Below are 22,365 nucleotides of genomic sequence, written 5' to 3' on the forward strand. Positions count from 1 at the left end.
CGTTGCAAGTTGCGGCCTGCCGCAATAGCCAAGATGTCGACGTTTTCTTTGGACAAGCTCGTCGTTTGGACAGGTCTGCGTCATGACCTCCAATGACGCACCGTTGAGGAATCCCGCAATGTCCATGCTGCCCAATTCGCAAGAGGCCCGGGATGTGGCCTACCAGCTCCATTCCTATACCAACGCGCGCGCGCATCAGCAGGCCGGTCCGCTGGTGATCGAGCGCGGCGAGGGCCCTTACGTGTTCGATGCGTCGGGCAAGCGCTATTTCGAGGCCATGGCCGGCCTGTGGAGCGTCGGGCTCGGCTTCAACGAGAAGCGGCTGGTCGAGGCGGCGCACAAGCAGATGCAGGCGCTGCCGTTCTACCATACGTTCTCCGCCAAATCGCACGGGCCTTCGATCGACCTCGCCGAGAAGCTGGTGGCGCTCGCGCCTGTCACGATGAGCAAGGTGTTCTTCACCAATTCCGGCTCGGAGGCGAACGACACCGTCCTCAAGCTGATCGCCTATCGTTCCAATTCGCTTGGCCAGCCGCAGCGCAAGAAGATCATCAGCCGGATGCGCGCCTATCACGGCGTCACCATTGCCTCGGCAAGCCTCACCGGCCTGCCGAACAACCACCGCTCGTTCGACCTGCCGCTACCCAACATCCTGCACACGGGCTCGCCGCATTTCTACAAGGACGGCGCGCCCGGTGAGAGCGAGGAGGCGTTCGCGACGCGCCGGGCCGAGGAGCTCGACGCGCTGATCCAGAAGGAGGGCCCGGATACGATCGCGGCCTTCTTCGGCGAGCCGGTGATGGGCGCGGGCGGCGTCGTCGTGCCGCCGGCGACCTATTGGGAGAAGATCCAGGCAGTCCTGAAGAAGTACGACATCCTGCTGGTCGCAGATGAGGTCATCTGCGGCTTCGGCCGTACCGGCAAGATGTTCGGCTGCGAGACCTACGGCATCAAGCCGGACGTGATGGTGGTCTCCAAGCAGATCACTTCGAGCTATTTCCCGCTGTCGGCGATCATCCTGAACGACCGCATGTTCGAGCCGATCGCGGACGAGAGCAACAAGATCGGCGTGCTCGGTCACGGTTTCACCGCAGGCGGCCATCCCGTCGGCTCGGCCATTGCGCTGGAGAACCTCAAGATCATCGAGGAGCGCGGCCTGGTCGCGCACGCCGCCGAGCTCGGCGGCTACATGCAGGGCAAGCTGCGCGAGCTCACCAGCGATCCGCTGGTCGGTGAGGTCCGCGGGGTCGGCATGATCGCGGCGATCGAACTCGTGCTCGACAAGGGACGCAAGACCGCCGCCAGCACGCCCGGCGCCGTCGGCGGCATCGCCAGCCGCATGCTCCAGGAGCGCGGCGTGATCTCGCGCAACATGCTGGATGCCATCGCCATCTGCCCGCCGCTGATCGTCACCAAGGCTCAGATCGACGAGCTGATCGCGGCCATTGCCGGTGTGTTGAACGACATGAAGCCGGAAGTGGCGAAGCTGACGCCGGCGTAGAGCGGCATCGGAGTTAGCTGACCCTCACCCTGAGGAGCGCGCTCTTTGCGCGCGTCTCGAAGGGCGGGGCCGAGGGCCGGGCCTTCATCCTTCGAGACGCGCGTTCAGCGCTCCTCAGGATGAGGGTTTGGCTCCGTCGGCGGTCGGGATGATCTCGCTGGCCGTCTACGCCCGCTGAACCCCGATCACGCGACCCTTCTCGATCGCCAGCGCCAGCTCGCCGCGCTTCAGTTTCAGCGCGGCATCGCCGAACAGCTCGCGGCGCCAGCCGCGCAAGGCGGGGACGTCGGCCTCATCGTCGGCTGCGATCTCTTCGAGATCGTCGACGGTGGCGATCACCTTGCTGGCGACCGCGTGGCGCTCCGCGGTCATGCGCAGCAGGACCTTCAACAGCTCGACGATGGCGGCGCCATTGTTGTTGTTGCGCGGCTTCTCCAGCTTCGGCAGCGTCGCAAAATCCCGCGCCAGCCCGCGCTCGACCGCGGCGACGATGTCCGCGCCCCATTTGGATTTCTCGAACCCCTTCGGCACCGAGCGCAGATGGGCGAGCTTCTCCAGCGTGTTCGGCGCGTGGGTCGCGATGTCGCTGATGGCTTCATCGCGCAGCACACGGCCGCGCGGCACGTCGCGGCTCTGCGCTTCCTGCTCGCGCCAGGCCGCGACCTCCATCAGGACCGCGAGGTCCTTGGGCTTGCGGACCCGCGTCTTCAGCCGTTCCCAGGCGCGCTCGGGGTGGAAGTCGTAAGTGCGGGGCGAGGTCAAAACCTCCATCTCGATGGAGACCCATTCGCTGCGGCGCCGCTTCTTGAGGTCGGCGTCGAGCGCGGCGAACACGTCGCGCAGGTGCGTGACGTCGGACACCGCGTAGTGCATCTGCTCTTTTGTCAGCGGCCGGCGCGACCAGTCGGTGAAGCGGTGGGTCTTGTCCGGGCGGTGGCCCGTGACCTTCTCGACCAACGCGTCATAGGCGATGCTGTCGCCATAGCCGAGCACCATGGCCGCGACCTGGGTGTCGAACACCGGGTGCGGGATGATGTTGGCCTGGTGCCAGATGATCTCGATGTCCTGGCGGGCGGCGTGGAATACCTTCAGCACGCCCTCGTTGCCCATCAGGTCGAAGAACGGCTTGAGGTCGATCCCCTCGGCTAGGGTGTCGATGACGATCGCTTCCTCGGGGCTGGCCATCTGCACCACGCACAGCAGCGGGTAGTAGGTGGTTTCGCGCAGGAACTCGGTATCGACTGTAATAACAGGGTGCTTGGCCAGCCGGCTGCAGGCAGCCGCGAGGTCAGCGGTGGTGGTAATTAAATCCATGAACGGCCCATGACACTTGGTATCAGCCGTTCTGCCGAAAGCGCTGTGATGTCAAGGGGCTCTAAGCGAATTCGAGCCTTGCATCGGGCCGGAATCGCCTGTTTCCGACGAAATTCCTATTCGTAACGGATCCGGTGCGAGGATTTGCGCGCGCAGGGCAGCGCCACCACGACCACGCACATGGCGACCAGCGCCAGCCCCAGGAACTCGAAAACCAACAGATCCACGGCGAAATCTCCAGAAACATTGATAGATTTGTCGGGGGTACGTTGACGGTCTGTTAATGCTCGTGGTTACCGGCCGCACGGCAAGCCGGATGGTGGACGGGGGGTTAACGGGGCGGGCTCGACCATCACCCCATGAGCTTCGGCAAGGCGGCAGCGAGCGCGTCCACGGCGGCACGGACTTTGGGCGGAATCCGGGGCGAACGGGGCCACAGCGCGTGGCATTCGTAGAGGAATTCGGGCTGGCCTTCGAAGAGGCCGACCAGCGCGCCGCTGTCGAGACGCTCGCGGACCAGCCAATAAGGCAGCCAGGCGAGACCCATGCCTTGCGCGGCGGCGTCCGCGATCGCCTCCATATCGTCGAGCCTCAGCCGGCCCGAAGGCATGATCTCGCGCGGCGGCTGGTCGGCTTGTGGAAACAGCCACGGCCGGACGCGTCCAGAGCGGCGATAGATGATCGCCTTATGCGCGGCGAGATCGTCGAGCGATTTCGGTTTGCCGTTGGCGCGCAAATAGGACCGCGCGCCGCACACCACCATACGCTGGCTTGCGATGCGCCGCGTGATCAGACCGGACTGGTCGTCGAGATCGCCGGTCCGGATCGCGAGATCGTAGCCGGCCTCGATGATGTCAGCTATGGGATCGCCGAAGGAGAGGTCGAGCTCGAGATGCGGATATTTTCGCGCGAGCGTCATCAGCAAGGGCGCGATGCAGTGCCGGCCCAGCAGGGCAGGCATGGTCACGCGCAGCCTGCCGCGCGGCTCGGAAAGCTCGTTGGCCACGACGGCGTCGGCAGCCTCGGCCTCGCTGAGTACCGTGCGGCAGCGCTCGTAATAGGCATGGCCAGCCTCGGTCAGGCTCTGGCGCCGCGTGGTGCGGTTGAGGAGGCGGACTCCGAGGCGCTCTTCGAGGAAGCGCACATGCTTGCCGACCATCGGCCCCGACATCTCCAGGGCGTCGGCCGCAGCCGCGAACGAGCCGAGATCGACGGCCCGGACGAATACGGCCATGCTGGCCAGGCGGTCCATGATTGAAAACTCCTGGTTTCGACTGTTCGCGTGTTTGGGTCATTTATCCACTGCGGCGGGATCGGCATAGCTCCATTCAGTTCAACTGTTTTGGAGTGTATTCCATGGCGCGCGTCGTTCGCTTTCACCGGCATGGCGGTCCCGAAGTGCTTTGTATCGAGACCGTCGACGTTCCGCCGCCGGCAAAGGGCGAGGTTCAGATCCGGGTCAGGGCGCTCGGCCTCAACCGTGCGGAGGCGCTGCTGCGGACGGGCACCTATATCGAGACCGCGACATTTCCGTCCGGCCTTGGCCTGGAGGCGGCGGGTATCGTCGAGGCCATCGGCGAAGGCGTGGCCGGTTTTGCACCGGGAGATGCGCTCAGCATCGTGCCGCCGCTGTCGATGGTGCGATGGCCGGCCTATGCCGAGCTCGCGACGTTTCCGGCCGAGCTCGTCGTGAAGCATCCGCCCGAGCTTGGCTTCGAGGCGCCGGCTGCGGTGTGGATGCAGTATCTGACGGCCTACGGCGCGCTGGTCGACATCGCCGGACTTGGGCGAGGGGATGTCGTCGCCGTCACGGCGGCATCGAGCAGTGTCGGGCTCGCGGCCATCCAGATCGCGAACCGGATCGGCGCGGTCCCGGTCGCCCTGACGCGGACCTCGACCAAGCAGCGCGCCTTGCGCGAGGCCGGCGCCGCCCACGTGATCGTCTCGGACGAGGAAGACATCGAAGCGCGGCTCGCGGAGATCGCCGGCTTTAACGGCGTCCGCGTGGTGTTTGACGCCGTCGGCGGTCCCGCATTCGAGCCGCTGACTGCGGCGATGGCGCCGGGCGGAATCCTGATCGAGTATGGCGGGCTAAGCCCCGCGCCGACGCCGTTCCCGCTCTTCAACGTGTTGACCAAGTGCCTGGTCCTGCGCGGCTACCTCGTGCACGAGATCATCCGCGATCCCGTGCGCCTTGCGAAAGCAAAGGCATTCATCCTCGACGGGTTGTCAGACGGCAGCTTGAAGCCGGTGATCGCCAGAACGTTCCCGTTCGAGGAGATCGTCGAGGCGCATCGCTTCCTGGAGTCGAACAATCAGTTCGGCAAGATCGTGGTGACGATCTAACCGCGCGCGGCGCGTGGCTTACGTCGCGGCGATCAGCCCCCCTCGAAGATTCTCTTGCGGGCATTTTCGACATGCGTGCGCATGGCGCGGCGGGCGCCGTCCTCGTCTTGTGCCTCGATGGCCTCGAACACGCGGCGATGCTCCTGCTGCCCTCTGAGAATGCGACCGCGCGGCTGAATGAGCGACAGGTTGCGGTTGAGATTGACGCCAATGGCGATCTGCTCCCTCAACGAGGTCAGCGTCTCGACAAAGAACCGGTTGCCGCTCGCCTCCGCAATCGTGCGGTGGAAGAGAAGATCTTCCTCGACACCAAGGCCGCCCTCGCGCCCTTGGGCGACCATCGTATCCAGCCTGGTCAGGACCTGCTGAATGCGGCGCAGGCTTTGCCTGTCCCGGTTGCGTGCGGCGAGGCCCGCGGCATCGCCCTCGACGGCCATCCGGAACACGAAGCAGCGCTGGATGTCGGGGATGCTACTGACAGGCGCGAAGTCGAAGGCATTGGCGGCCGGGCGCCGCGTCACGAACCAGCCCGCACCCTGGCGTGATGCGATCAGGCCGTCATCGCGCAATCGCGTCAGCGCCTCGCGAACGACGGGCCGTGAAACGCCGAGGAGTTCGGCGAGGCCATTCTCGGGCGGTAGCCGGCAGTTCACGGGAAGGATGCCGATCGCGATCTGACCGAGCACATGATCGTAGATCCGGTCGCTCAATCGTCCCGTCGAGGAGGAGAGCGGCAACTCCACGGATTTCATCGCAGGCTTTTTCAAATCCCGCTCCGCCCGGTTCTGCGTTCGGCTTCCAAACAAGTTTTTGACATTTCAGCCCGTGCACAAGGCGCTCGGCCGGCAGTTCGAAACAGCCAAAGAACAGACCGCTTGACAACCAGCGAAGATTTCGTCGATGCTTGCCTTACAAATAAATAACAAGTTGCGCAAAAAAATAAAGCGCTTGGGAGGCGAGAATGAAAACGAGGTCAGCAACCCCAATGGTCGCGGCCCTGGTGGGGGCGTGTCTCTGCAGCGGAGCCCTGGCCGCTCCGATCAGTCTTTCGATCATCGATACCGGCGGTGACCTGGCCTCGGTGCAGGCCATCATCGAGAACTACAAGAAGGCGAATCCGGACAAGGTCAGCGAGATCAAGATCCAGCGCGCGCCGGCGCCGGAGCTTCCGGCCAAGATCAAGGCGCAGCAGGACGCCCGACGCCTCGATATCAATCTGGTGCTGACCGGGCAGGATGGCGGCGCGCTGCTGGCCCAGAACGGCCAGCTCATCGCCATCCCCGATTATCAGAAGACCTTTCCGCGCGACGGCCTCACCGATGCGGGCAAGGCGCTTTACGACGAGGGCAAGGGCGTCCTCATTCCGTCAGTCGGCAATGCCGGTGGACCGGTGCTGATCTACAATCCGGCGAAGGTGCCGAGCCCGCCGAAGACCGCGCAGGAATTGCTGACTTGGGTGAAGGCGAACCCGGGCAAATTCATGTATGCGCGCCCGGCGAACAGCGGGCCGGGCCGCGCGATCCTCCAGGGCTTTGCCTTCATTCTTGGGGACTCCAAGCCGCTCGACCCCGAAAAGGGCTGGGACAAGAGCTGGGATTTCCTGAAAGAGCTCGGCAAGTCCGTCGAATATTATCCGACCGGTACCGCGATCACGTTGAAGGAGTTCGCCCAGGGGCAGCGCTGGATGATCGCCGGGATCATGGAATGGGACATGAAGCCGCGCGCGCAGAGCGTGATCCCGCCGGACTCGAAGATCGCAATCTTGGAGAACACCACGTTCGTGGTGGACGGTCACTATTGGTGCATCCCGAAGGGCGTGCCGCAGGAACAGGTCGATGTCATCGTCGACCTCATGAAGTTCATGTGGAAGCCGGAGCAGCAGGCGCTCACCTGGAAGGCCTTCATCGGGCCGGTCGTGAAGGCCGCAGCCCTGGCATCGGCACCCAAGGATATCCAGGACGAGGTGAAGGAGTTCTGGCGTCCTGAATATGATCAGATCGGGACCAAATGGAAAGTATCGCCTCCGCTGGGCGTGACCGAGCTGAGCTACGCGATGGAACGGTGGGACCGTGAGGTCGGCGCCGATCAGGTCAAGAAATAACAATAACCGGGACCAAGACGCGAGGGCGCGCAGGTGCGGCCCTCGCGCGCGTATGCGGGGCGGGGAATGGCCGACTCTATCGATAAACTGCAGATGTCGATCACCAAGCGTTATGGCGGCAAGGTGGTGCTCGACCACTTTCCGCTGGAGATCGGCGGCCGCGAGTTCGTCACCTTCCTGGGGCCGAGCGGGTGCGGAAAGTCCACGGCGCTCGGCATCATCGCGGGGCTGGTGCCGCCGAGCGACGGCGAGATCCATCTCAACGGACGACGGATTGACGATGTCTCGCCCGAAAAGCGCGGGTTCGGCATGGTGTTCCAGAACTACGCGCTGTTTCCGCATCTGACTGTGTTCGGCAACGTCGCCTTCGGCCTCTCTCTCCAGAAGCGACCGTCCGCGGAAATCGAGCAGCGCGTGCGGGACATGCTCGGTCTGGTGCGTCTTGCCGGTTATGAAGACCGCTATCCCGGTCAGCTCTCGGGCGGACAGCAGCAGCGTGTCGCCATCGCGCGCGCTCTTGTGCTGCATCCTCGGTTGATGCTGTTCGACGAGCCGTTGTCCAACCTCGATGCAAAGCTCCGCGTCGAGATGCGCGCCGAGATCAAGCAGCTGCACGCACAGCTCGGCCTGACCTCCATCTACGTCACCCACGACCAGGCCGAAGCTCTCTCGCTCTCCGACCGCATCGTCGTGCTGCGCGAAGGTGTGCTCATGCAAGTCGGGACGCCGCAGGAAATCCACGACCGTCCCAAGAACGTCTTCGTGGCGGATTTCATGGGCTTTCGAAATTTCCTCGATGTGACGCTCGGCAAGGAAGCGGGCGGTATGATCGAAGCCGGTTTCAAGGGGCAAATCTTGCAGGCCAGGGCCAGGGATAGTTTCCGCCCGGGCGAGCACGCCGTTCTGGCGATCCGGCCGGAAGATGTGCGTCTCGGCAAGTCCGGTGATGGCGTCAATGTGCTGCGCGGCAAGGTCGAGCTGGTCGAATATCTCGGACGCGAGCAGGAGGCCGAGATCGCGCTCGATGGCGGCGCAAGGCTCTGGGTCCGCTCGCACGAGAAGCTCGTATTGGGCGAGATGCTGGATCTGACCTTGCCGGCGGACAAATTCGTCCTGCTGCGTCGCGAGTGAGGGGACAGGTCGTGGCTCGCATCCGCTCTGATTCCCGCAGCGAACTGGACCTCGTCGCGATCCTCTGTCTTGCGCCGTCGCTGCTCTACGTGCTCGCGATGTTCGTCTACCCGTTCCTCTACGGAATCTACATCAGCTTGCAGCCGAAGAAGCGCGACGCCGGAATATTCTCGAACTATGTCGCGTTCTTCAACGACGCCTACCAGTACAACACGATCAAGACGACCTTCATGTTGGCGTTGCCGACGACGGTCGCGGTCGTGTTGGCTGCGCTGTTCCTCGCATACGGCATGCGGCGTGGCATCTGGTTCGAGCGTACCATCACGACCATTCTCGTGCTTCCGATCTCGCTCGGTGTCGTCTTCCTGTCGGAAGGGATCCTCGGCTTCTACGGCCACAATGGCTGGCTCAACCAACTGCTGCTCGCCGCCGGGTTGATCGAGAACCCGCTCGAGCTGACGCATAATTCCATAGGCGTCACCTTCTCGCTGTTCATGCAGAACTTTCCGTTCTGCTTCCTGATGTTGCTCGGTTACATCTCCGGCATCGACCCGAGCCTGGAGAGCTCCGCCCGCATGCTGGGCGCCGGGCCCTGGACCATCTTCCGGCGCGTCATGTTCCCGTTGATCGCACCGGGCCTGATCATCGCGTTTGCCCTGGTCTTCGTTATGAGCTTTGCCGTGTTTCCATCCGCGGTGATGGTTGGCCAGCCGGCCGGTTCGACGCGGACAATCTCGATCGCGGCCTACCAGCAGGCCTTCGAGCAATATGACATGTCCTACGCGTCCGCGATCGCGGTCATCATGGGGCTCTGCCAGCTCGCGGCGCTGGTGGTCATCGTGCTGGTGCGCCGCCGTATGACCATTGCCACGACCATGGGCGTCGGCAAACGCTGAGGGGACCAATGCGCGGACGGATGTGGAAGCTGGCGATCTACCTGTTCCTGCTGGGGTTCATCCTCAACCTGCTCGGAATCGTGACGCATGTCGTGGTGAGCTCGTTCGCCAAACGCTGGTTCGGCAAGCCGTTGCCGCCGGCGTTCACGACGGATTGGTTTACCTACGCCTGGCGGGAGTTCGAGCTCTCCCATGTTCTCTTCATCACGCTGTTCATCGCGCTGGCCGTGGTCTTCATCGCGCTCGCGATCGGATTTCCGGCGGCCTACGTGCTGGCGCGGCGGAATTTCAACGCCAAGCCGGTCCTGCTGCTGCTCTACTTCCTGCCGCTACTGATCCCGCAGATGACCTACGGCATTCCGCTTGCGACGACGCTTTATGGGTTTGGTGTCGGCGGGACGGTCATTGGCGTCATTCTCGCCGTGCTCGTCCCCATGGTTCCTCTTGCGGTCTTCGTCCTGTTGCCGTTCTTCGAGCAGATCAGCTTGAACCTTGAATGGTCGGCCCAGATGCTCGGCGCGAGCCGGCTGCAGATATTCCGCCGCATCCTGTTGCCGCTGATGCTGCCCGGCATTTTGACAGCGGGCCTGCTGGTTCTCGTGAATACGATCTCGAACTTCGAGCTGGCGTTTCTGCTTGCGGGCGGGGGATCGCAGACCCTGGTCGTGGCGCTCTATTACAACGTCTTTGCCGGCGGTGTGCGGCCGGTCTATTCGATCGATGCGATGGCTGTCATCTACATGTGCACCGTCATGGCCGTGCTGCTGGTCGCATTGCGGTTCGTGCGTCCGACGCAGATGGTGTTCAGGCTCGACGGCAGGCGCAACTGACACAATCACGACCCCTGAAATGATTTCGGCGCCCCACACAGTGGAGCGCCGAGGTTGTTGTTTGGTTGATCGTCGGCCTTACGGCAGCTTCAGCGAGGTCTCTGCATTGTACGGCTTCAGCGTCTCGTCGGCGGCCTTCTGGGCAGCGACCAAGGCCTCCTTCGGCTGCTTCTTGCCGTTGAGAACCAGCATGACCTCGTCCTCGAGCGTCTTGCGGACCGGGACGGTCTTGTAGGTCGCGAACCAGGGTTTTGCGACGTCGAGCTGCTCGACGGCGGTCTTGGCGTCCGGGTTCTTGTTCAGGAATTCGACCATGTCAGGCGTCTTGTAGGCGGCCATGTTGGGCGCGAAATAGCCGGTGGCGCGGCTCCACCATGCGCTCTTCTCGGGCGAGGTCATCCACTTGATGAGCGTCCAGGCGGCCTTCTGCTTGTCGGCCTCGACGCCGGCCGGAACGATCAGGGAGGCGCCGCCGATCGGCACGGCGTTGCGGACGTTGCGCGGGATGAACGCGACCTTGTAGTTGAACTTGGCGTTGTCGCGCACATAGGTCAGCGAGCCCGTGGACAGCATCATCATAGCGGCATTGCCGGAGATGAAGGAGGTGCTGACGGCCGGGCCGGGCGTGGCGCCGGGCGCATGAACCTTGTGCTTGTAGACGAGGTCGTTCCACCAGGTCAGCGCGCCCAGCATCGAGGGCGTGTCGTAATAGACCTCGCCGCCGAACTCCTCATTGTAGTAGCGCCCGCCATTGGTCATGGTGAGCGTTTCTATCATCCAGCCGCAATAGTCATAGGCGCAGGGGATCGCGATGCCCCATTGGGTGACCTTGTCGCCTTCGCGCTTGGTGAGCTTCTTGGCCCAGTCGGTGAGTTCGGCCCAGGTCTGCGGCGGCTTGTTCGGGTCAAGGCCGGCTTCCTTGGCCTTGTCGGCGTTGATGTAGAGCAGCGGCGTCGAATTGTGGAAGGGCACGCCGTAGACCGAGCGGTTGATCACCGCGTTGCCTTGCAACGCGGGGAAGAACTGGCCGAGGAACTGGTCCTTGGTGGTGCCGTCGGCGGCGATCAGGCCGTCGAGATTGGTGAGCTCGTTCTCGATCTGCATGTCGAGCAGGAAGTTCGCGGACATGATCACGGCAGCCGGCGGCTTGCCGGCCTTGATCGAGGCGCGCGTCTTGATCAGCGTGTCGTCATAGGAGCCGGTGTAGACCGCAGTCGCCTTGATGGCGGGATGAGTCTCGTTGAACTCCTTGATCAAGGTGCCCATGTCGCGTGCGAGCTTGCCGTCGACGGGGACGGGGAAGAACAGGTCGATCTCGGTCGGACCTTCGGCCATCGCCGGGACGGCGAGGGCGCCGGCCATAGAGCCTGCCATGGCAAGGCCAAGCATGAGCCTGCGGGTAAACAGCATCGAAAAATCTCCTATTTGATGCCTGAGGTGACGAAAGAGCTGATGAAGCGTTTCTGGAAGATCAGGAAGGTGATGAGTAGCGGCGCGATCACCATCAGCGTGCCGGCGGCAATCGTGCCCCAGGCCTGCGTGCCTTCGGCGGTCGCGGTGAAGACGGACAGGCCGACCGTGAGCGGCCGCTTGTCCGGCGAATTGATCACCATCAGCGGCCACAGGAAGTCGTTCCAGTGGCTGGTGACGGAGATAATGGCGAAGGCCGAGAAGCTCGGCATCGACAGCGGCACGTAGATGTGGCGGATGCGCTGGAGAAGGCTGGCGCCGTCGATCAGGGCGGCGTCTTCCAGCTCGGTCGGAATGGCTTCAAAAGCCTGCCGCATCAGGAAGGTGCCGAAGGCCGAGGCGAAGAACGGCATCATCACGCCGGTGAGCGTGTCGTAGAGCCCGAGTTGCGCCACCAGGCTCAAATTCGGCACGATCAGCAGCACCGGCACCAGCATCAGCTGCATCAGGAACAAATAGAAGATCAGCGTCTTGCCGGCGAATTCGAGCCGCGCAAAGGCAAAGCCGGCCAGCGTGATCGTGACGAACTGCACCAGCAGGATGCCGGTGCAGATGATCGTGGTGTTGAGGGTGTAACGCGGAAAATCGCCGATCTCCCAGGCATCCCTGATATTGTCGAGCGTGGGCTTGAGGCTCGGCATCAGCTCGGCCATCGTGTTGATGCCGTCGGACGCCGGGCGCAGCGTCGCCACGCCCATCCACAGGAACGGGATCAGCCAGACGATCGCGAGCAGCACGGTCAGCAGAAAGCCGAGCTTTGGCGTGATCTCACGGCGCGTGGCGAGCGGGGCGTCCCTAAGCAGCCAGTCGATCAACGTCATGCTCCGCCCTCACGATTGGCCATCGTCCGGAAGGAGAGCGCGGTGAGGCCCATCAGCGCCGCAAGCGTCAGCAGCGTCGCCGCCGAGGCCTTGCCGATGTCGTAATGCTCAACCGCCTGCTGGTAGATGTAGAACAGCACGAGATTGGTCGAATTGGACGGCCCGCCCTTGGTCATGACGAAGACGTGGTCGACCTGCGTGACCGCGTTGAGCGTGGCGATGACGATGACGAACAGGAAGGTGGGCTTGAGCTCCGGCAGGATGATGTAGCGCAGCCGCATGAACGGGCCGGCACCGTCGAGATGCGCGGCTTCCATGACATCCTCGGGCACGGCCTGGAGGCCGGCGAGGAAGAAAAGCATGTAGTAGCCGGCGTTCTTCCAGATGGTGATCACCATGATCGCAGTGAGCGCGATGTCGGGGTCGCCGAGCCAGTTCGGCACCACCGGAAGCAGGCGTCCGATGTAGTAGTCGAGCAGGCCGACATTGGGCAGGAAGATGAACAGGAATAGCGCGGAGGCCGCGACCATTGGGATCAGCACCGGCAGGAACAATGCGGCGCGCAGCGCGCTGCTCACCGCATTGGTGCGCGACAGCGCCAGCGCGAACAGCAGTGCAAGTCCAATGCTCGGGATCGCCGTGCCGATGGCGTAGACGAGATTGTTGACGACCGCGCCGGTGAAGGCGGGATCGGCAAGCACCGCGGCTATATTGTCGAGGCCGACGAAGCGGACCGGTGCCTTCGGGGTGGCGCGCTGGTAGAGCGCGTCGATGAGCACGCGGCCCATCGCGCCATAAGTGAACAGCGCGAGGAAGACCAGCGAGGGCAACAGCAGCAGATAGGCGGGCAGCGAGGCTTTGAAGCGGCCAAGAAACCGCTTCAGGACGTGCAAACGCGGTGCCGCCGAAGTCGCGACCGGGAGAGCCGCGGGTTCAGCGAGGCCCATCTCATCGCGCCGGGAAATTGAGCGCATAGTCGCGGTCGTTCATTCCCGTCGGTGCGGCGAATGGAAAGCGCAGACTGGTGTCGAGGAAGTCGTGGCTGTGCACGACCAGGTTCTCGCCGTCGATCAGCACCACGCCATAGGCGGGCGGCTCATGGCTGGCGAGATGGTCGGTGGCGGAAGCGTCAAGCTCGAACCAGACCTGGTGGTTGGTGCCGCGGAGCGTCGAGAACGGGATCTTGCCGTAGCTGCCGAAGATCGGCCGATGCACGTGGCCGAAGAAGAGGTGACGGATGCGTGCACGGTAGGGCGCGATCACTTCGGCGAATTCGCCGCTCTGGGCCAGTGCGATCTCGTCCATCGCGTGGACGCCGACCGGGAAGGGCGGATGATGCATGAAGACGACGAACGGCATGTCGGCGGGCGCGGCCGCCAGCGTGCTCGCGAGCCAGCCGAGGCGCTTGGCGCACATCTCGCCGGCGTGGCTGGTCTCGTCCAGCGTGTCCAGGAACACGAACAGGCCGTGCTCGGTGGTGCGCGTGCCCTGGACGAAGCCGTTCGGATCGCGCGGGGCGGCCTTCAGGCCGTCGAGGCAGGCCACGCGCTTGTCGTGATTGCCGACCATGGCGATGTAAGGGATCTTTAGCGCGGCCATCGCCTCGGCGAAATTGGCGTAGGATTCAGGTTCGCCCCAATGGGTGAGGTCGCCGGTCACGACGGCGAAGGCGGCATCGGACTGGTGCTTGTTGATGTCGGCAACCGCCGCATCCAGCCGGGCGCGCGGATCGAGGCCATAGAGCTTCAGTCCGGGGTTCGCGAGATGCGTGTCGGTGATGTGGATGAACTTGAAGGGCATGGCGCGTCAGAACTGTTGGAGGATGGGCGCCTCCGGCAGGACGTCCCTGACAGGCCGTTAGAACGCGAGTGTTTCAGTTTGATGACAGCGGTTCCCGCGGCGCGTGGAAGGTGTGGACATGCTTGGGACGACCGGGCGAGCGTACCCTGGAGCCGAATGACCTCTCACGATTGAGGTGCAAGATACGATCTACCTTGCCGCGAAGATGCGGTCATGGTTTGCTCATGCCGCTCACCGAATTTGCATCACGAGACCTCCGAATGTTGCCGCCGCGTGTTCTCCACAAGCTGGGTTTGCTTGCTGCCTTTCTGCTGCCAGTCGTTCTCTGTGCGATCCCCGAAGCGGCCCGCGCCGAATTCAATTTCGCCCGCTACAAGGAGACCGATCTCGACGAATTCCTGGCACGGCGGCGACCGGCCAGCGGCCTCGACGTCTACCCGATGTCGCCGCTGAAGCTCGACGTCACGCTGGCCTCCCACGGGGAGCCGTGCACAAGCGGTGCGCTCAAACGATCGCTGATCATGAGCGGCATGCCCAAGACCGACGCCGACGGCTTGCAGGCGACCAACTGCATCATGGTCCGCTCCGCCAAGGGGCGCGAGCTCAAGGTCTTCATCCAGGATGTGGTGTACGGTTTTCTCCCGAACGAGGTGGCGGTCGGGGATAAGCTGTCGCTCTATACGATCCATGCCTTCACGTCGCCGGAGGGGCCGGGACTGCTGGTCAATGAATTCCTGACCCCGCGCAGCTTTCCGCGCGCCGACAAGCCTGCAGACAAGACGATGACCTCCTGTGGATGCTGGACCCAGGACGAGCATCCCGGCGTCGACTTCACCATGGACAAGGCAGGCGGCCCGGTGGCGGCGATGGCGGACGGCGTTGTCGTCAAAATCGAGGCCAGCGAGCAGGCGCCGGCCGACCTGCCCGTGATCGGCGGTTGCGGCCGCTACGTCGTGCTCAAGCACACCTATCCCAACGGCGGCGTCGTCTACACGCGCTACGTTCAGCTCGGTCGCATTGTCGGGCCGAAGGGAGAGGCGCTTGCGGTGGGCGCAAGCGTCAAGGCAAAGGACGCAATCGGCGAGATCGGCCCGAACAAGGTGCTGCATTTCGAGATCCGCCCCGTCGCGCCTGGCACAACGACGACGGACAAGGCCTGGACCGAGCGCTACGCCAACGTGCCCGACATGGAGTGGTCACGCTACGATCCCGTCGATCCGCAAAAGTTCGACGCGGCGTCGTTCGGCGGGGTGCGCAAGGCGACGAAGTAGGGCGAGGCGGCTGTCGTAGAAATCTTACGTTTCTTGTTGTCATTCAGGGGACGCGTCGGCCGCTTCGACCATGTGTTTCGCTTCCTGGTCCCGCTGATTGTTATTCATGCCGCGGTGATTGCGATCGTCCCGCCGCTCCAGTTCGGCGTCGTGTTTGGCTCCCTCGTGCTGCTCTCGCTCTGGCCAGTTGCAGTGCAGCATCGGGTCTTTACGCGGATGGGTTGCAGGGGGTATAGAGCTGCCCCTGGAGCCAAGAAAATGGAACGCTCGCCTAGAGATTGCTGTGCCCTTTGCGGCAACACTGAATTTCATCCAAAACTGACGATCAGCCGCAAGGGTGATGACTTCTCTATCGTCCAGTGCGGCGGCTGCGGGCATGTCTTCGTTGCCGATCCGCCGGCGGACACAGCCAACCACGTCGAGATCGAGAAGATCGACTGGGCGTTCCGGCCACGACATCACCAGATCAGGCGGCTCATCCTCGCGCACCTCAAGTCCGGTCAACGGGTACTCGAGATCGGCTGCGGGCGTGGCGAGGTCGGTTACCTGTTGCGCGACGATCCCGTCGTCTATCAGGGCTACGAGCCGGCACGCGGGCTTTCCGACTTTGGTATCCGTGCCGGCGTACCGATAGTTCAAGAAATTTTCCGCGGCGGCGATATGGCCGATGCGATCGTGATTGACAACGTCATCGAGCACGTCGCCGAGCCGCGACAGATGATTGAAGTGGCGGCGAGGTCATTGCGGCCCGGCGGCCTCATGATCGTCATCACCCCAAATGTGCATGACGTGCGGGCGGTCTTCCCGCAGTTTCGAAAACGGCATCTGTGGATCCCGCCCGATCACATCAATTACTTCTCGGCGCGGGATATCGATTTCATTTTCACAGCAGCCAACCTGCCGCAACCGCAACGCTTCCGGTTCTTCCCACTCAGCCTAAAGGATTATCGCTTCTTCCCGCGCGCATTTTCCGAAACGCTTGGCCTGTCGATCTTCGGTCACAACGTGTTTGCGATCAGGAATTGAAGTTCCTTTTGAAGAAGGATGTCGCTGCTGACGTTCGATCCGCCCGAGGATTGATCGTTGCAACGTTCCACGTGAATCCGGAGCGGGTGTTGCCAATGTTGGTGTTCGGGGTGGTGAGGACGTCATCAACAGCATAGCCAGGACACGGCATCGCTATGCTGACTTGCGTCACGGCGCCGCACTCCGGATCAGGTTCACGTCCCGCAGAACGTCTGCAACACCCGCTGGTCCGGCAGCGGCGGATCGGCGTAGGCCGCGTAGTCCGGCTGCTCCTCGAACGGCTTGGCCAGCACCTTCACCAATTCCTCGAACGGCGCGTAGTCGTCGTTATTGACCGCGGCCTGGATCACGGCCTCGACGCGGTGGTTGCGCGGGATGAAGATCGGGTTGACGGCATGCATCGCGGCTTGCCGCTCGGCGGCGGTCTGCGGCTCCAGCGCCGTGCGCTCGCGCCAGCGTTTGGCCCAGTCGTCGAAGGCTGAGGGATCCATGAACTGTGCGCGGACGTCGGAGATACCGGCCTCGTTGGCCGCGGCGTCACCGAGCTTGCGGAAGGTGAGGGTGAAGTCGGCCTGGTTCTTGGCCATGGCATCTAACAGGTCCTGGATCAGCGTCTCGTCGCCGTCACGCGCCGTGAGCAGGCCGACCTTCTTGCGCAGGCCCGCCTGATAGGCCGTGCTGAACGTCTCGGCGAAGGCGCCGAGAATGTCCTGGGCTTCGGCGACTGCCTTCTCCTGGTCGTCGGAGAACAGCGGCAGCAGGCATTCGGCGAGCCGGGTCAGATTCCACAGCGCGATGCGCGGCTGGTTGGCATAGGCGTAGCGACCCATCTCGTCGATCGACGAGAAGACCTGCGCGGGGTTGTAGGCGTCCATGAAGGCGCAGGGCCCGTAATCGATGGTCTCGCCGGAGATCGAGCTGTTGTCGGTGTTCATCACGCCGTGGATGAAGCCGACCAGCAGCCAGCGCGCGACGAGATCTGCCTGGCGCGCGACGACGCCGGCGAGCAGCGCGTGATAGGGGCGCTCTGCATGGAGCAGATCTGGATAGTGGCGGGCGATGACGTGGTCGGCGAGCCGGCGGATCGCGCCGGTGTCGCGGCGGACGGCGAAGAACTGGAAGGTGCCGACGCGGATGTGGCTCGCGGCGACGCGCGTCAGCACGGCGCCGGGCAGCGCGGTCTCGCGGATGACGTGCTCACCGGTGACGACCGCGGCGAGCGAGCGCGTGGTCGGGATGCCCAGCGCGAACATGGCTTCGCTGACGATGTATTCGCGCAGCACCGGTCCGAGCGCGGCGCGGCCGTCGCCGCGGCGGGAGAACGGGGTCGGGCCCGAGCCCTTGAGCTGGATGTCGCGGCGGACGCCGTCCCTGTCGATGACCTCGCCGAGCAGGATCGCGCGGCCGTCGCCGAGCTGGGGCACGAATTGCCCGAACTGGTGGCCGGCATAGGCCATGGCGATGGGATCGGCGCCTGGTGGAACCGTCTTGCCGGCCAGGATTTCGGCACCCTCAGGGGTCTCCAGCATATCAGGATCGAGCCCGAGCTGGACCGCCAAGGGCCGGTTCAGCTTGATCAGCCGGGGGGCGGCCACAGGGGTCGGCGCGACCCGGGCAAAGAAGCTGTCCGGCAGTGCCGAATAGGAGTTTTGGAAGGGGAAATGAACTGTCATGGCCTCAAGATAGGCCTCGAACGTCTGATGGCAAAGGCTCGGGCCCAGATTGGCCAAAAATGGGCGCTTCTGGCCCAAAACAGGCCGTTCCCTTGGTTGCCGCCCCCGGTCTCGTCGGGTAAACCCTGCCGCAACTTCGGACCGGTCGTTTCAGGCCGTCCGATTCGCTTCCTCCGACATCGAATTTGGGACGACCATGCATCGCTACCGGTCACATAAATGCGGCGATCTCCGCGAGAGCAACATCGGCGAGACGATCCGCCTCTCGGGCTGGGTCCATCGCGTTCGCGACCACGGCGGCGTGCTGTTCATCGACCTGCGCGACCATTACGGCCTGACCCAGTGCGTGGTCGATCCGGACTCGCCGGCGTTCGCGCTGGCCGAAAAGCTCCGCTCGGAATTCGTGGTCAAGATGGACGGCAAGGTCCGCCGCCGCCCCGAGGGGACCGACAATGACGATCTGCCGACCGGCAAGATCGAGATCTATGTCAGCGAGATCGAGGTGCTGGGACCGGCCGGCGACCTGCCGCTGCCGGTGTTCGGCGACCAGGAATATCCTGAAGACATCCGCCTGAAGTATCGCTTCCTCGACCTGCGTCGCGAAAAACTGCACCAGAACATCATGACGCGCGTCGAGATCATCAAGTCGATGCGTCGGCGCATGGAGGGGCAGGGCTTCTTCGAGTTCAACACCCCGATCCTGACCGCGTCCTCGCCGGAAGGCGCGCGCGACTTCCTGGTGCCCTCGCGCATCCATCCCGGCAAGTTCTACGCGCTGCCGCAGGCGCCACAGCAATACAAGCAGCTGCTGATGATGTCGGGCTTCGACCGCTACTTCCAGATCGCGCCCTGCTTCCGCGACGAGGACCCGCGCGCCGACCGTCTGCCGGGCGAGTTCTACCAGCTCGACGTCGAGATGAGCTTTGTCACGCAAGAGGACGTGTTCGCGGCGATGGAGCCGGTCATCACCGGCGTGTTCGAGGAGTTCGCCAAGGGCAAGCCGGTGAACAAGAACTGGCGCCGCATCCCGTTCGCCGAAGCGCTGCGCAAATACGGCAGCGACAAGCCCGATTTGCGCAACCCCATCGAGATGCAGGATGTCTCCGAGCATTTCCGCGGCTCGGGCTTCAAGGTCTTCGCACGCATGCTCGAAGACCCCAAGAGCCAGGTCTGGGCGATCCCGGCGCCGGGCGGCGGCAGCCGCGCCTTCTGCGACCGCATGAATTCGTGGGCGCAGGGCGAAGGCCAACCCGGTCTCGGCTACATCATGTGGCGCGAGGGCGGCGAAGGTGCGGGTCCGCTCGCAAACAACATCGGGCCGGAGCGCACCGCTGCGATCCGCGCGCAGATCGGTACCAAGGAAGGCGATGCCGCCTTCTTCGTGGCCGGCGACCCCGACAAGTTCTGGAAATTCTCAGGTCTCGCCCGCAACAAGGTCGGCGAGGAGCTGAACCTCACCGACAAGGAGCGGTTCGAGCTCGCCTGGATCGTCGACTTCCCGATGTACGAGTACAACGAGGACGACAAGAAGGTCGACTTCTCGCACAACCCGTTCTCGATGCCGCAGGGCGGTCTCGACGCGCTGAAGGGCCAGGACCCGCTGACCATCAAGGCGTTCCAGTACGACATCACCTGCAACGGCTACGAGATCGCCTCCGGCGGCATCCGCAACCACGTGCCGGAAGCGATGGTGAAGGCGTTCGAGATCGCAGGTTACGGCGAGCAGGAAGTGGTCGACCGCTTCGGCGGCATGTACCGCGCCTTCCAGTACGGCGCGCCGCCGCATGGCGGCATGGCCGCGGGCGTCGACCGCATCGTGATGCTTCTGTGCGGCACCAACAATCTGCGCGAGATCTCGCTGTTCCCGATGAATCAGCAGGCCATGGATCTGCTGATGGGTGCACCGTCCGAACCCAGCACCAAGCAGCTCCGCGAGCTGCATGTGCGGGTGAACCTGCCGCAGAAATAGGCCCGTGCCTTGGAAGCAACGCAATCCCGCTAGGTGGGCAAAGGCGCGTAGCGCCGTGCCCACCGTCTGGCTTTAACGCGTGCTGTGAGGTGGTGGGCAGGGATCGCCCCTCAAAGCCCCGTCGACGCCTCGATCCTGAACTGCGCCAGCGCGACGATCGGCTCGCTGTTCAGCGCGTCCATGAGCTGAAGCACCGGCACCTTGCCGAGCGGTGTGAGCTTGATGGTGAGCGTTTGACCTGAGGTCTCGACGAAGCCGGCGAGTGCATCGACCGCTGCTCTGGCATCGAGATTGGCGGCGGTGACCTTCTCGCCCTGCGCCCGGATCATCTCGGCGATGGCCCTGCGGGCGGCGTCGCGGCTGACATTCTGCATGCGCGAGAACTGCGCCACGACGAGATCGACGACGCCGCTGTCACGCAGGGAGAGTTCGAGCGTGCCGGTCTCGACCTGCGCCATCTCACTCATAGCCTCCATCGGGTCGGTCGTGGTGAACAGGCCGCGCGGCACATTGGCGAGCGCGAAGCGGGCCTGTGCCTTGGCGAGGTTGCCGAGATCGATCGTGGCTGGTGCAAGCGCGAAGGCGCCCGAGGACTCCGTCCAGGCGGCGCCGAGATCGAGGTCGATCGCGAGCTTGTCCACGCCCGCCATGATCAGCGGCCGCTGCGCCGGATTGGAGGGATCGGTCGGCGTGACCATCTTCACGACCAGATTGGCCTTGCTCGGGATCGATCCGACCAGCTGGCCCCAATTCAGGCTGATCGTATCGATGGTGACGAGCTGCCGCGTGTTCTTGAAGGGAGAGACCACGCCCTTGATCTCGGCACCTTCGAGCACCCGGAACAGGCCCAGCATCTGATCGGGCGAGGGCGCCCGCCCGGGATTGCTGAGGCCCGCGGCCCAGCGCATCAGGTTCGCCGCGCTGAACGACTTCAGCGCGAAGCGCTCCATCTTGAACTGCCCCTGCGGGGCCGGCGTATCGACGCCCTCGATCGCGAACTCGCCCGCGCGGTATCGGATCGCGCTGACCTTGCCGGTCCCTTGCTGTGTGCCGATCGCAATCTTGCTGACCTCGGCCCTGCCGATGCGAAGACCCTCATAGACTCCGGCGATCTTCTCCAGCATCTCGCGCGACTGTGCCGGCGTCGGAACAGCCGATTGATCCTGCGGCAGCGCGTCAAACAGCTCGGCCAGCCGGAATTTCGACGGCTGCACGTCGATGTCCTCCATCACGAAGCCGTCGATATCGACACGCATCCCCTGGGCAGATTTGAGCGCATAGGGGCCGGCCGAGACTTGCCGGTAGACGCGATGATAGGTCTCGTCACTGCTGGTCTTTGGATCGAGCGCGGCGATGATCGCGGTCGCATCGAAATCGTTGACGATGACGTTCGACAGCTCGCCGGTCAGCTTGTCCGGCTTGCCTGGCTGCTTCACATCGACCGAGATGGCGGCGCGGTCCGCCTTCATCGCGTCGATCTTGCCGCGTTTCAGATTCTGGATCGCCAAGCCGGAATAGGTGATCTCGCCGCTGCCGCCGGGACCGCTGCCGGAATCGAAGCTCATCGTCAGCGTCGGCGCCGTGAGCGAGGTTGCCGTGACGCTCGCGTATTGACCGAGCACGTAGCGGTAGAGTTCGATCAGGGAGCCGTTCGCCGGCGCCGTCCCGGTGTGAAGGGGGCCGGCATAGTCGCGCATCCTCAGTTGCGGGATCTTGTAGGACGCCTTCACCTTGGCCTGACCGACCTGGTCCAACGCGACGTCAATGCCGGTGATGTCGATGCTGTCGGCCGTAAACCTGCTGTCGTCGATCTGGCGAACGCCGGTCCCCTTGATGCCGGCGATCCTGACCTGCGCTTGCGGTTGGCTGCCGGGCGTGACCGCGATGTCCTCGATGGTCAGCGTCCTGCTCATCAGGTCGAATACGACCTTGCCGTGGCTCGCCTTGCCGCCATCGGCGCGCATCCGCTCGAACGCCGCCTCGACTTCGGCAATGGCGCGGTGCTGGGCGTAGAGGTTGAAGCCGAACCATCCGCCCGCGGCAAGCATGGCTGCCACGATCAGGCCGATCAGGACTCGCTTCATTCCCAGCTCCAGTTGCTCGTTTTGCACTGCGCAACCTGCCATATTCGGGAAATGCCGCGCGGTCCAGGGAAAGCTAGCGCTATCAGATATTTGACCATGCGCCCTGTTGATGGGGCCGCAATCGGATGTTGC

At 63.8% G+C, this 22,365-nt stretch carries 18 protein-coding genes; 9 read left to right on the forward strand and 9 right to left on the reverse strand.

Annotated features, from left to right (window positions below):
- Window positions 1–118: 118 nt before the first annotated feature.
- The gene (locus OWC48_RS25175) at window positions 119–1,501 is read left to right on the forward strand and encodes an aspartate aminotransferase family protein (protein ID WP_282522363.1); all 1,383 of its coding nucleotides are present in this window, start codon (window positions 119–121) and stop codon (window positions 1,499–1,501) included.
- Window positions 1,502–1,666: 165 nt separating this feature from the next.
- On the opposite strand, the gene rnd is transcribed toward OWC48_RS25175, so the two are convergent.
- Both rnd and OWC48_RS25185 read right to left on the reverse strand, forming a co-directional pair.
- Complete coding sequence (gene rnd / locus OWC48_RS25180) at window positions 1,667–2,815, reverse strand: ribonuclease D (protein ID WP_282522364.1); 1,149 nt, start codon at window positions 2,813–2,815, stop codon at window positions 1,667–1,669.
- A gap of 352 nt (window positions 2,816–3,167) precedes the next feature.
- Window positions 3,168–4,067 carry a LysR family transcriptional regulator gene (locus tag OWC48_RS25185; protein ID WP_282522365.1) on the reverse strand — a complete coding sequence of 300 codons (900 nt, stop codon included), beginning with the start codon at window positions 4,065–4,067 and terminating at the stop codon, window positions 3,168–3,170.
- A gap of 104 nt (window positions 4,068–4,171) precedes the next feature.
- Here OWC48_RS25185 and OWC48_RS25190 point away from each other — a divergent pair, with 104 nt between their 5' ends.
- On the forward strand, window positions 4,172–5,161 hold the full coding sequence (locus OWC48_RS25190) for a zinc-dependent alcohol dehydrogenase family protein (protein ID WP_282522366.1): 990 nt from the start codon (window positions 4,172–4,174) through the stop codon (window positions 5,159–5,161).
- Window positions 5,162–5,193: 32 nt separating this feature from the next.
- Here OWC48_RS25190 and OWC48_RS25195 read toward each other — a convergent pair whose 3' ends face one another.
- Window positions 5,194–5,928, reverse strand: a complete 735-nt coding sequence (locus tag OWC48_RS25195) for a FadR/GntR family transcriptional regulator (RefSeq protein ID WP_282522367.1) — start codon at window positions 5,926–5,928, stop codon at window positions 5,194–5,196.
- Between the two features lie 194 nt (window positions 5,929–6,122).
- On the opposite strand from OWC48_RS25195, the gene OWC48_RS25200 reads away from it, so the two are divergent.
- The 4 genes from OWC48_RS25200 to OWC48_RS25215 all read left to right on the forward strand — a co-directional run bounded on the left by OWC48_RS25200 (window position 6,123) and on the right by OWC48_RS25215 (window position 10,119).
- The gene (locus OWC48_RS25200; protein ID WP_282522368.1) at window positions 6,123–7,262 is read left to right on the forward strand and encodes an ABC transporter substrate-binding protein; all 1,140 of its coding nucleotides are present in this window, start codon (window positions 6,123–6,125) and stop codon (window positions 7,260–7,262) included.
- A 66-nt stretch (window positions 7,263–7,328) separates the two neighbouring features.
- Window positions 7,329–8,393 (forward strand): ABC transporter ATP-binding protein, encoded by a 1,065-nt coding sequence (locus tag OWC48_RS25205; protein WP_282522369.1) that lies wholly within the window; start codon window positions 7,329–7,331, stop codon window positions 8,391–8,393.
- An 11-nt stretch (window positions 8,394–8,404) separates the two neighbouring features.
- On the forward strand, window positions 8,405–9,289 hold the full coding sequence (locus tag OWC48_RS25210; RefSeq protein ID WP_282522370.1) for a carbohydrate ABC transporter permease: 885 nt from the start codon (window positions 8,405–8,407) through the stop codon (window positions 9,287–9,289).
- Window positions 9,290–9,297: 8 nt separating this feature from the next.
- Window positions 9,298–10,119, forward strand: a complete 822-nt coding sequence (locus OWC48_RS25215) for an ABC transporter permease (RefSeq protein ID WP_282522371.1) — start codon at window positions 9,298–9,300, stop codon at window positions 10,117–10,119.
- Window positions 10,120–10,197: 78 nt separating this feature from the next.
- Here OWC48_RS25215 and OWC48_RS25220 read toward each other — a convergent pair whose 3' ends face one another.
- The 4 genes from OWC48_RS25220 to OWC48_RS25235 are packed head-to-tail and all read right to left on the reverse strand — an operon-like array spanning window position 10,198 to window position 14,210.
- Entirely contained in the window at window positions 10,198–11,529 is a 1,332-nt protein-coding gene (locus OWC48_RS25220) for an ABC transporter substrate-binding protein (RefSeq protein WP_282522372.1), read from the reverse strand.
- An 11-nt stretch (window positions 11,530–11,540) separates the two neighbouring features.
- Window positions 11,541–12,410, reverse strand: a complete 870-nt coding sequence (locus tag OWC48_RS25225; protein WP_282522373.1) for a carbohydrate ABC transporter permease — start codon at window positions 12,408–12,410, stop codon at window positions 11,541–11,543.
- On the reverse strand, window positions 12,407–13,357 hold the full coding sequence (locus OWC48_RS25230) for a carbohydrate ABC transporter permease (RefSeq protein WP_282522374.1): 951 nt from the start codon (window positions 13,355–13,357) through the stop codon (window positions 12,407–12,409). The genes OWC48_RS25225 and OWC48_RS25230 overlap by 4 nt, the downstream gene beginning before the upstream one ends.
- 1 nt (window position 13,358) lies before the next feature.
- Window positions 13,359–14,210: a phosphodiesterase gene (locus tag OWC48_RS25235; protein WP_282522375.1), complete on the reverse strand. Its 852-nt coding sequence runs from the start codon at window positions 14,208–14,210 to the stop codon at window positions 13,359–13,361.
- A gap of 260 nt (window positions 14,211–14,470) precedes the next feature.
- On the opposite strand from OWC48_RS25235, the gene OWC48_RS25240 reads away from it, so the two are divergent.
- Together OWC48_RS25240 and OWC48_RS25245 are read left to right on the forward strand one after the other, a co-directional pair.
- The gene (locus OWC48_RS25240; RefSeq protein WP_282522376.1) at window positions 14,471–15,481 is read left to right on the forward strand and encodes a M23 family metallopeptidase; all 1,011 of its coding nucleotides are present in this window, start codon (window positions 14,471–14,473) and stop codon (window positions 15,479–15,481) included.
- A 33-nt stretch (window positions 15,482–15,514) separates the two neighbouring features.
- The gene (locus tag OWC48_RS25245; protein WP_282522377.1) at window positions 15,515–16,507 is read left to right on the forward strand and encodes a class I SAM-dependent methyltransferase; all 993 of its coding nucleotides are present in this window, start codon (window positions 15,515–15,517) and stop codon (window positions 16,505–16,507) included.
- A 194-nt stretch (window positions 16,508–16,701) separates the two neighbouring features.
- Here the strand turns inward: OWC48_RS25245 and OWC48_RS25250 are convergent, their stop codons facing one another.
- On the reverse strand, window positions 16,702–18,180 hold the full coding sequence (locus OWC48_RS25250) for a YdiU family protein (RefSeq protein WP_282522378.1): 1,479 nt from the start codon (window positions 18,178–18,180) through the stop codon (window positions 16,702–16,704).
- A gap of 196 nt (window positions 18,181–18,376) precedes the next feature.
- Here OWC48_RS25250 and aspS point away from each other — a divergent pair, with 196 nt between their 5' ends.
- On the forward strand, window positions 18,377–20,149 hold the full coding sequence (gene aspS / locus OWC48_RS25255; RefSeq protein WP_282522379.1) for an aspartate--tRNA ligase: 1,773 nt from the start codon (window positions 18,377–18,379) through the stop codon (window positions 20,147–20,149).
- Between the two features lie 110 nt (window positions 20,150–20,259).
- On the opposite strand, the gene OWC48_RS25260 is transcribed toward aspS, so the two are convergent.
- On the reverse strand, window positions 20,260–22,233 hold the full coding sequence (locus tag OWC48_RS25260; protein WP_282522380.1) for a hypothetical protein: 1,974 nt from the start codon (window positions 22,231–22,233) through the stop codon (window positions 20,260–20,262).
- Window positions 22,234–22,365: the final 132 nt, after the last annotated feature.

Source organism: Bradyrhizobium sp. Arg816, assembly GCF_029989365.1.
In the GTDB taxonomy this organism is placed as follows: Bacteria; Pseudomonadota; Alphaproteobacteria; order Rhizobiales; family Xanthobacteraceae; genus Bradyrhizobium.

Bases quoted from the DNA above. Each gene is read 5' to 3' on its own strand.
- OWC48_RS25175 (WP_282522363.1), top strand. From the start codon at position 119: ATGTCCATGCTGCCCAATTCGCAAGAGGCCCGGGATGTGGCCTACCAG.
- rnd (WP_282522364.1), bottom strand. From the start codon at position 2,815: ATGGATTTAATTACCACCACCGCTGACCTCGCGGCTGCCTGCAGCCGG.
- OWC48_RS25185 (WP_282522365.1), bottom strand. From the start codon at position 4,067: ATGGACCGCCTGGCCAGCATGGCCGTATTCGTCCGGGCCGTCGATCTC.
- OWC48_RS25190 (WP_282522366.1), top strand. From the start codon at position 4,172: ATGGCGCGCGTCGTTCGCTTTCACCGGCATGGCGGTCCCGAAGTGCTT.
- OWC48_RS25200 (WP_282522368.1), top strand. From the start codon at position 6,123: ATGAAAACGAGGTCAGCAACCCCAATGGTCGCGGCCCTGGTGGGGGCG.
- OWC48_RS25205 (WP_282522369.1), top strand. From the start codon at position 7,329: ATGGCCGACTCTATCGATAAACTGCAGATGTCGATCACCAAGCGTTAT.
- OWC48_RS25215 (WP_282522371.1), top strand. From the start codon at position 9,298: ATGCGCGGACGGATGTGGAAGCTGGCGATCTACCTGTTCCTGCTGGGG.
- OWC48_RS25220 (WP_282522372.1), bottom strand. From the start codon at position 11,529: ATGCTGTTTACCCGCAGGCTCATGCTTGGCCTTGCCATGGCAGGCTCT.
- OWC48_RS25225 (WP_282522373.1), bottom strand. From the start codon at position 12,410: ATGACGTTGATCGACTGGCTGCTTAGGGACGCCCCGCTCGCCACGCGC.
- OWC48_RS25230 (WP_282522374.1), bottom strand. From the start codon at position 13,357: ATGGGCCTCGCTGAACCCGCGGCTCTCCCGGTCGCGACTTCGGCGGCA.
- OWC48_RS25235 (WP_282522375.1), bottom strand. From the start codon at position 14,210: ATGCCCTTCAAGTTCATCCACATCACCGACACGCATCTCGCGAACCCC.
- OWC48_RS25240 (WP_282522376.1), top strand. From the start codon at position 14,471: ATGTTGCCGCCGCGTGTTCTCCACAAGCTGGGTTTGCTTGCTGCCTTT.
- OWC48_RS25250 (WP_282522378.1), bottom strand. From the start codon at position 18,180: ATGACAGTTCATTTCCCCTTCCAAAACTCCTATTCGGCACTGCCGGAC.
- aspS (WP_282522379.1), top strand. From the start codon at position 18,377: ATGCATCGCTACCGGTCACATAAATGCGGCGATCTCCGCGAGAGCAAC.
- OWC48_RS25260 (WP_282522380.1), bottom strand. From the start codon at position 22,233: ATGAAGCGAGTCCTGATCGGCCTGATCGTGGCAGCCATGCTTGCCGCG.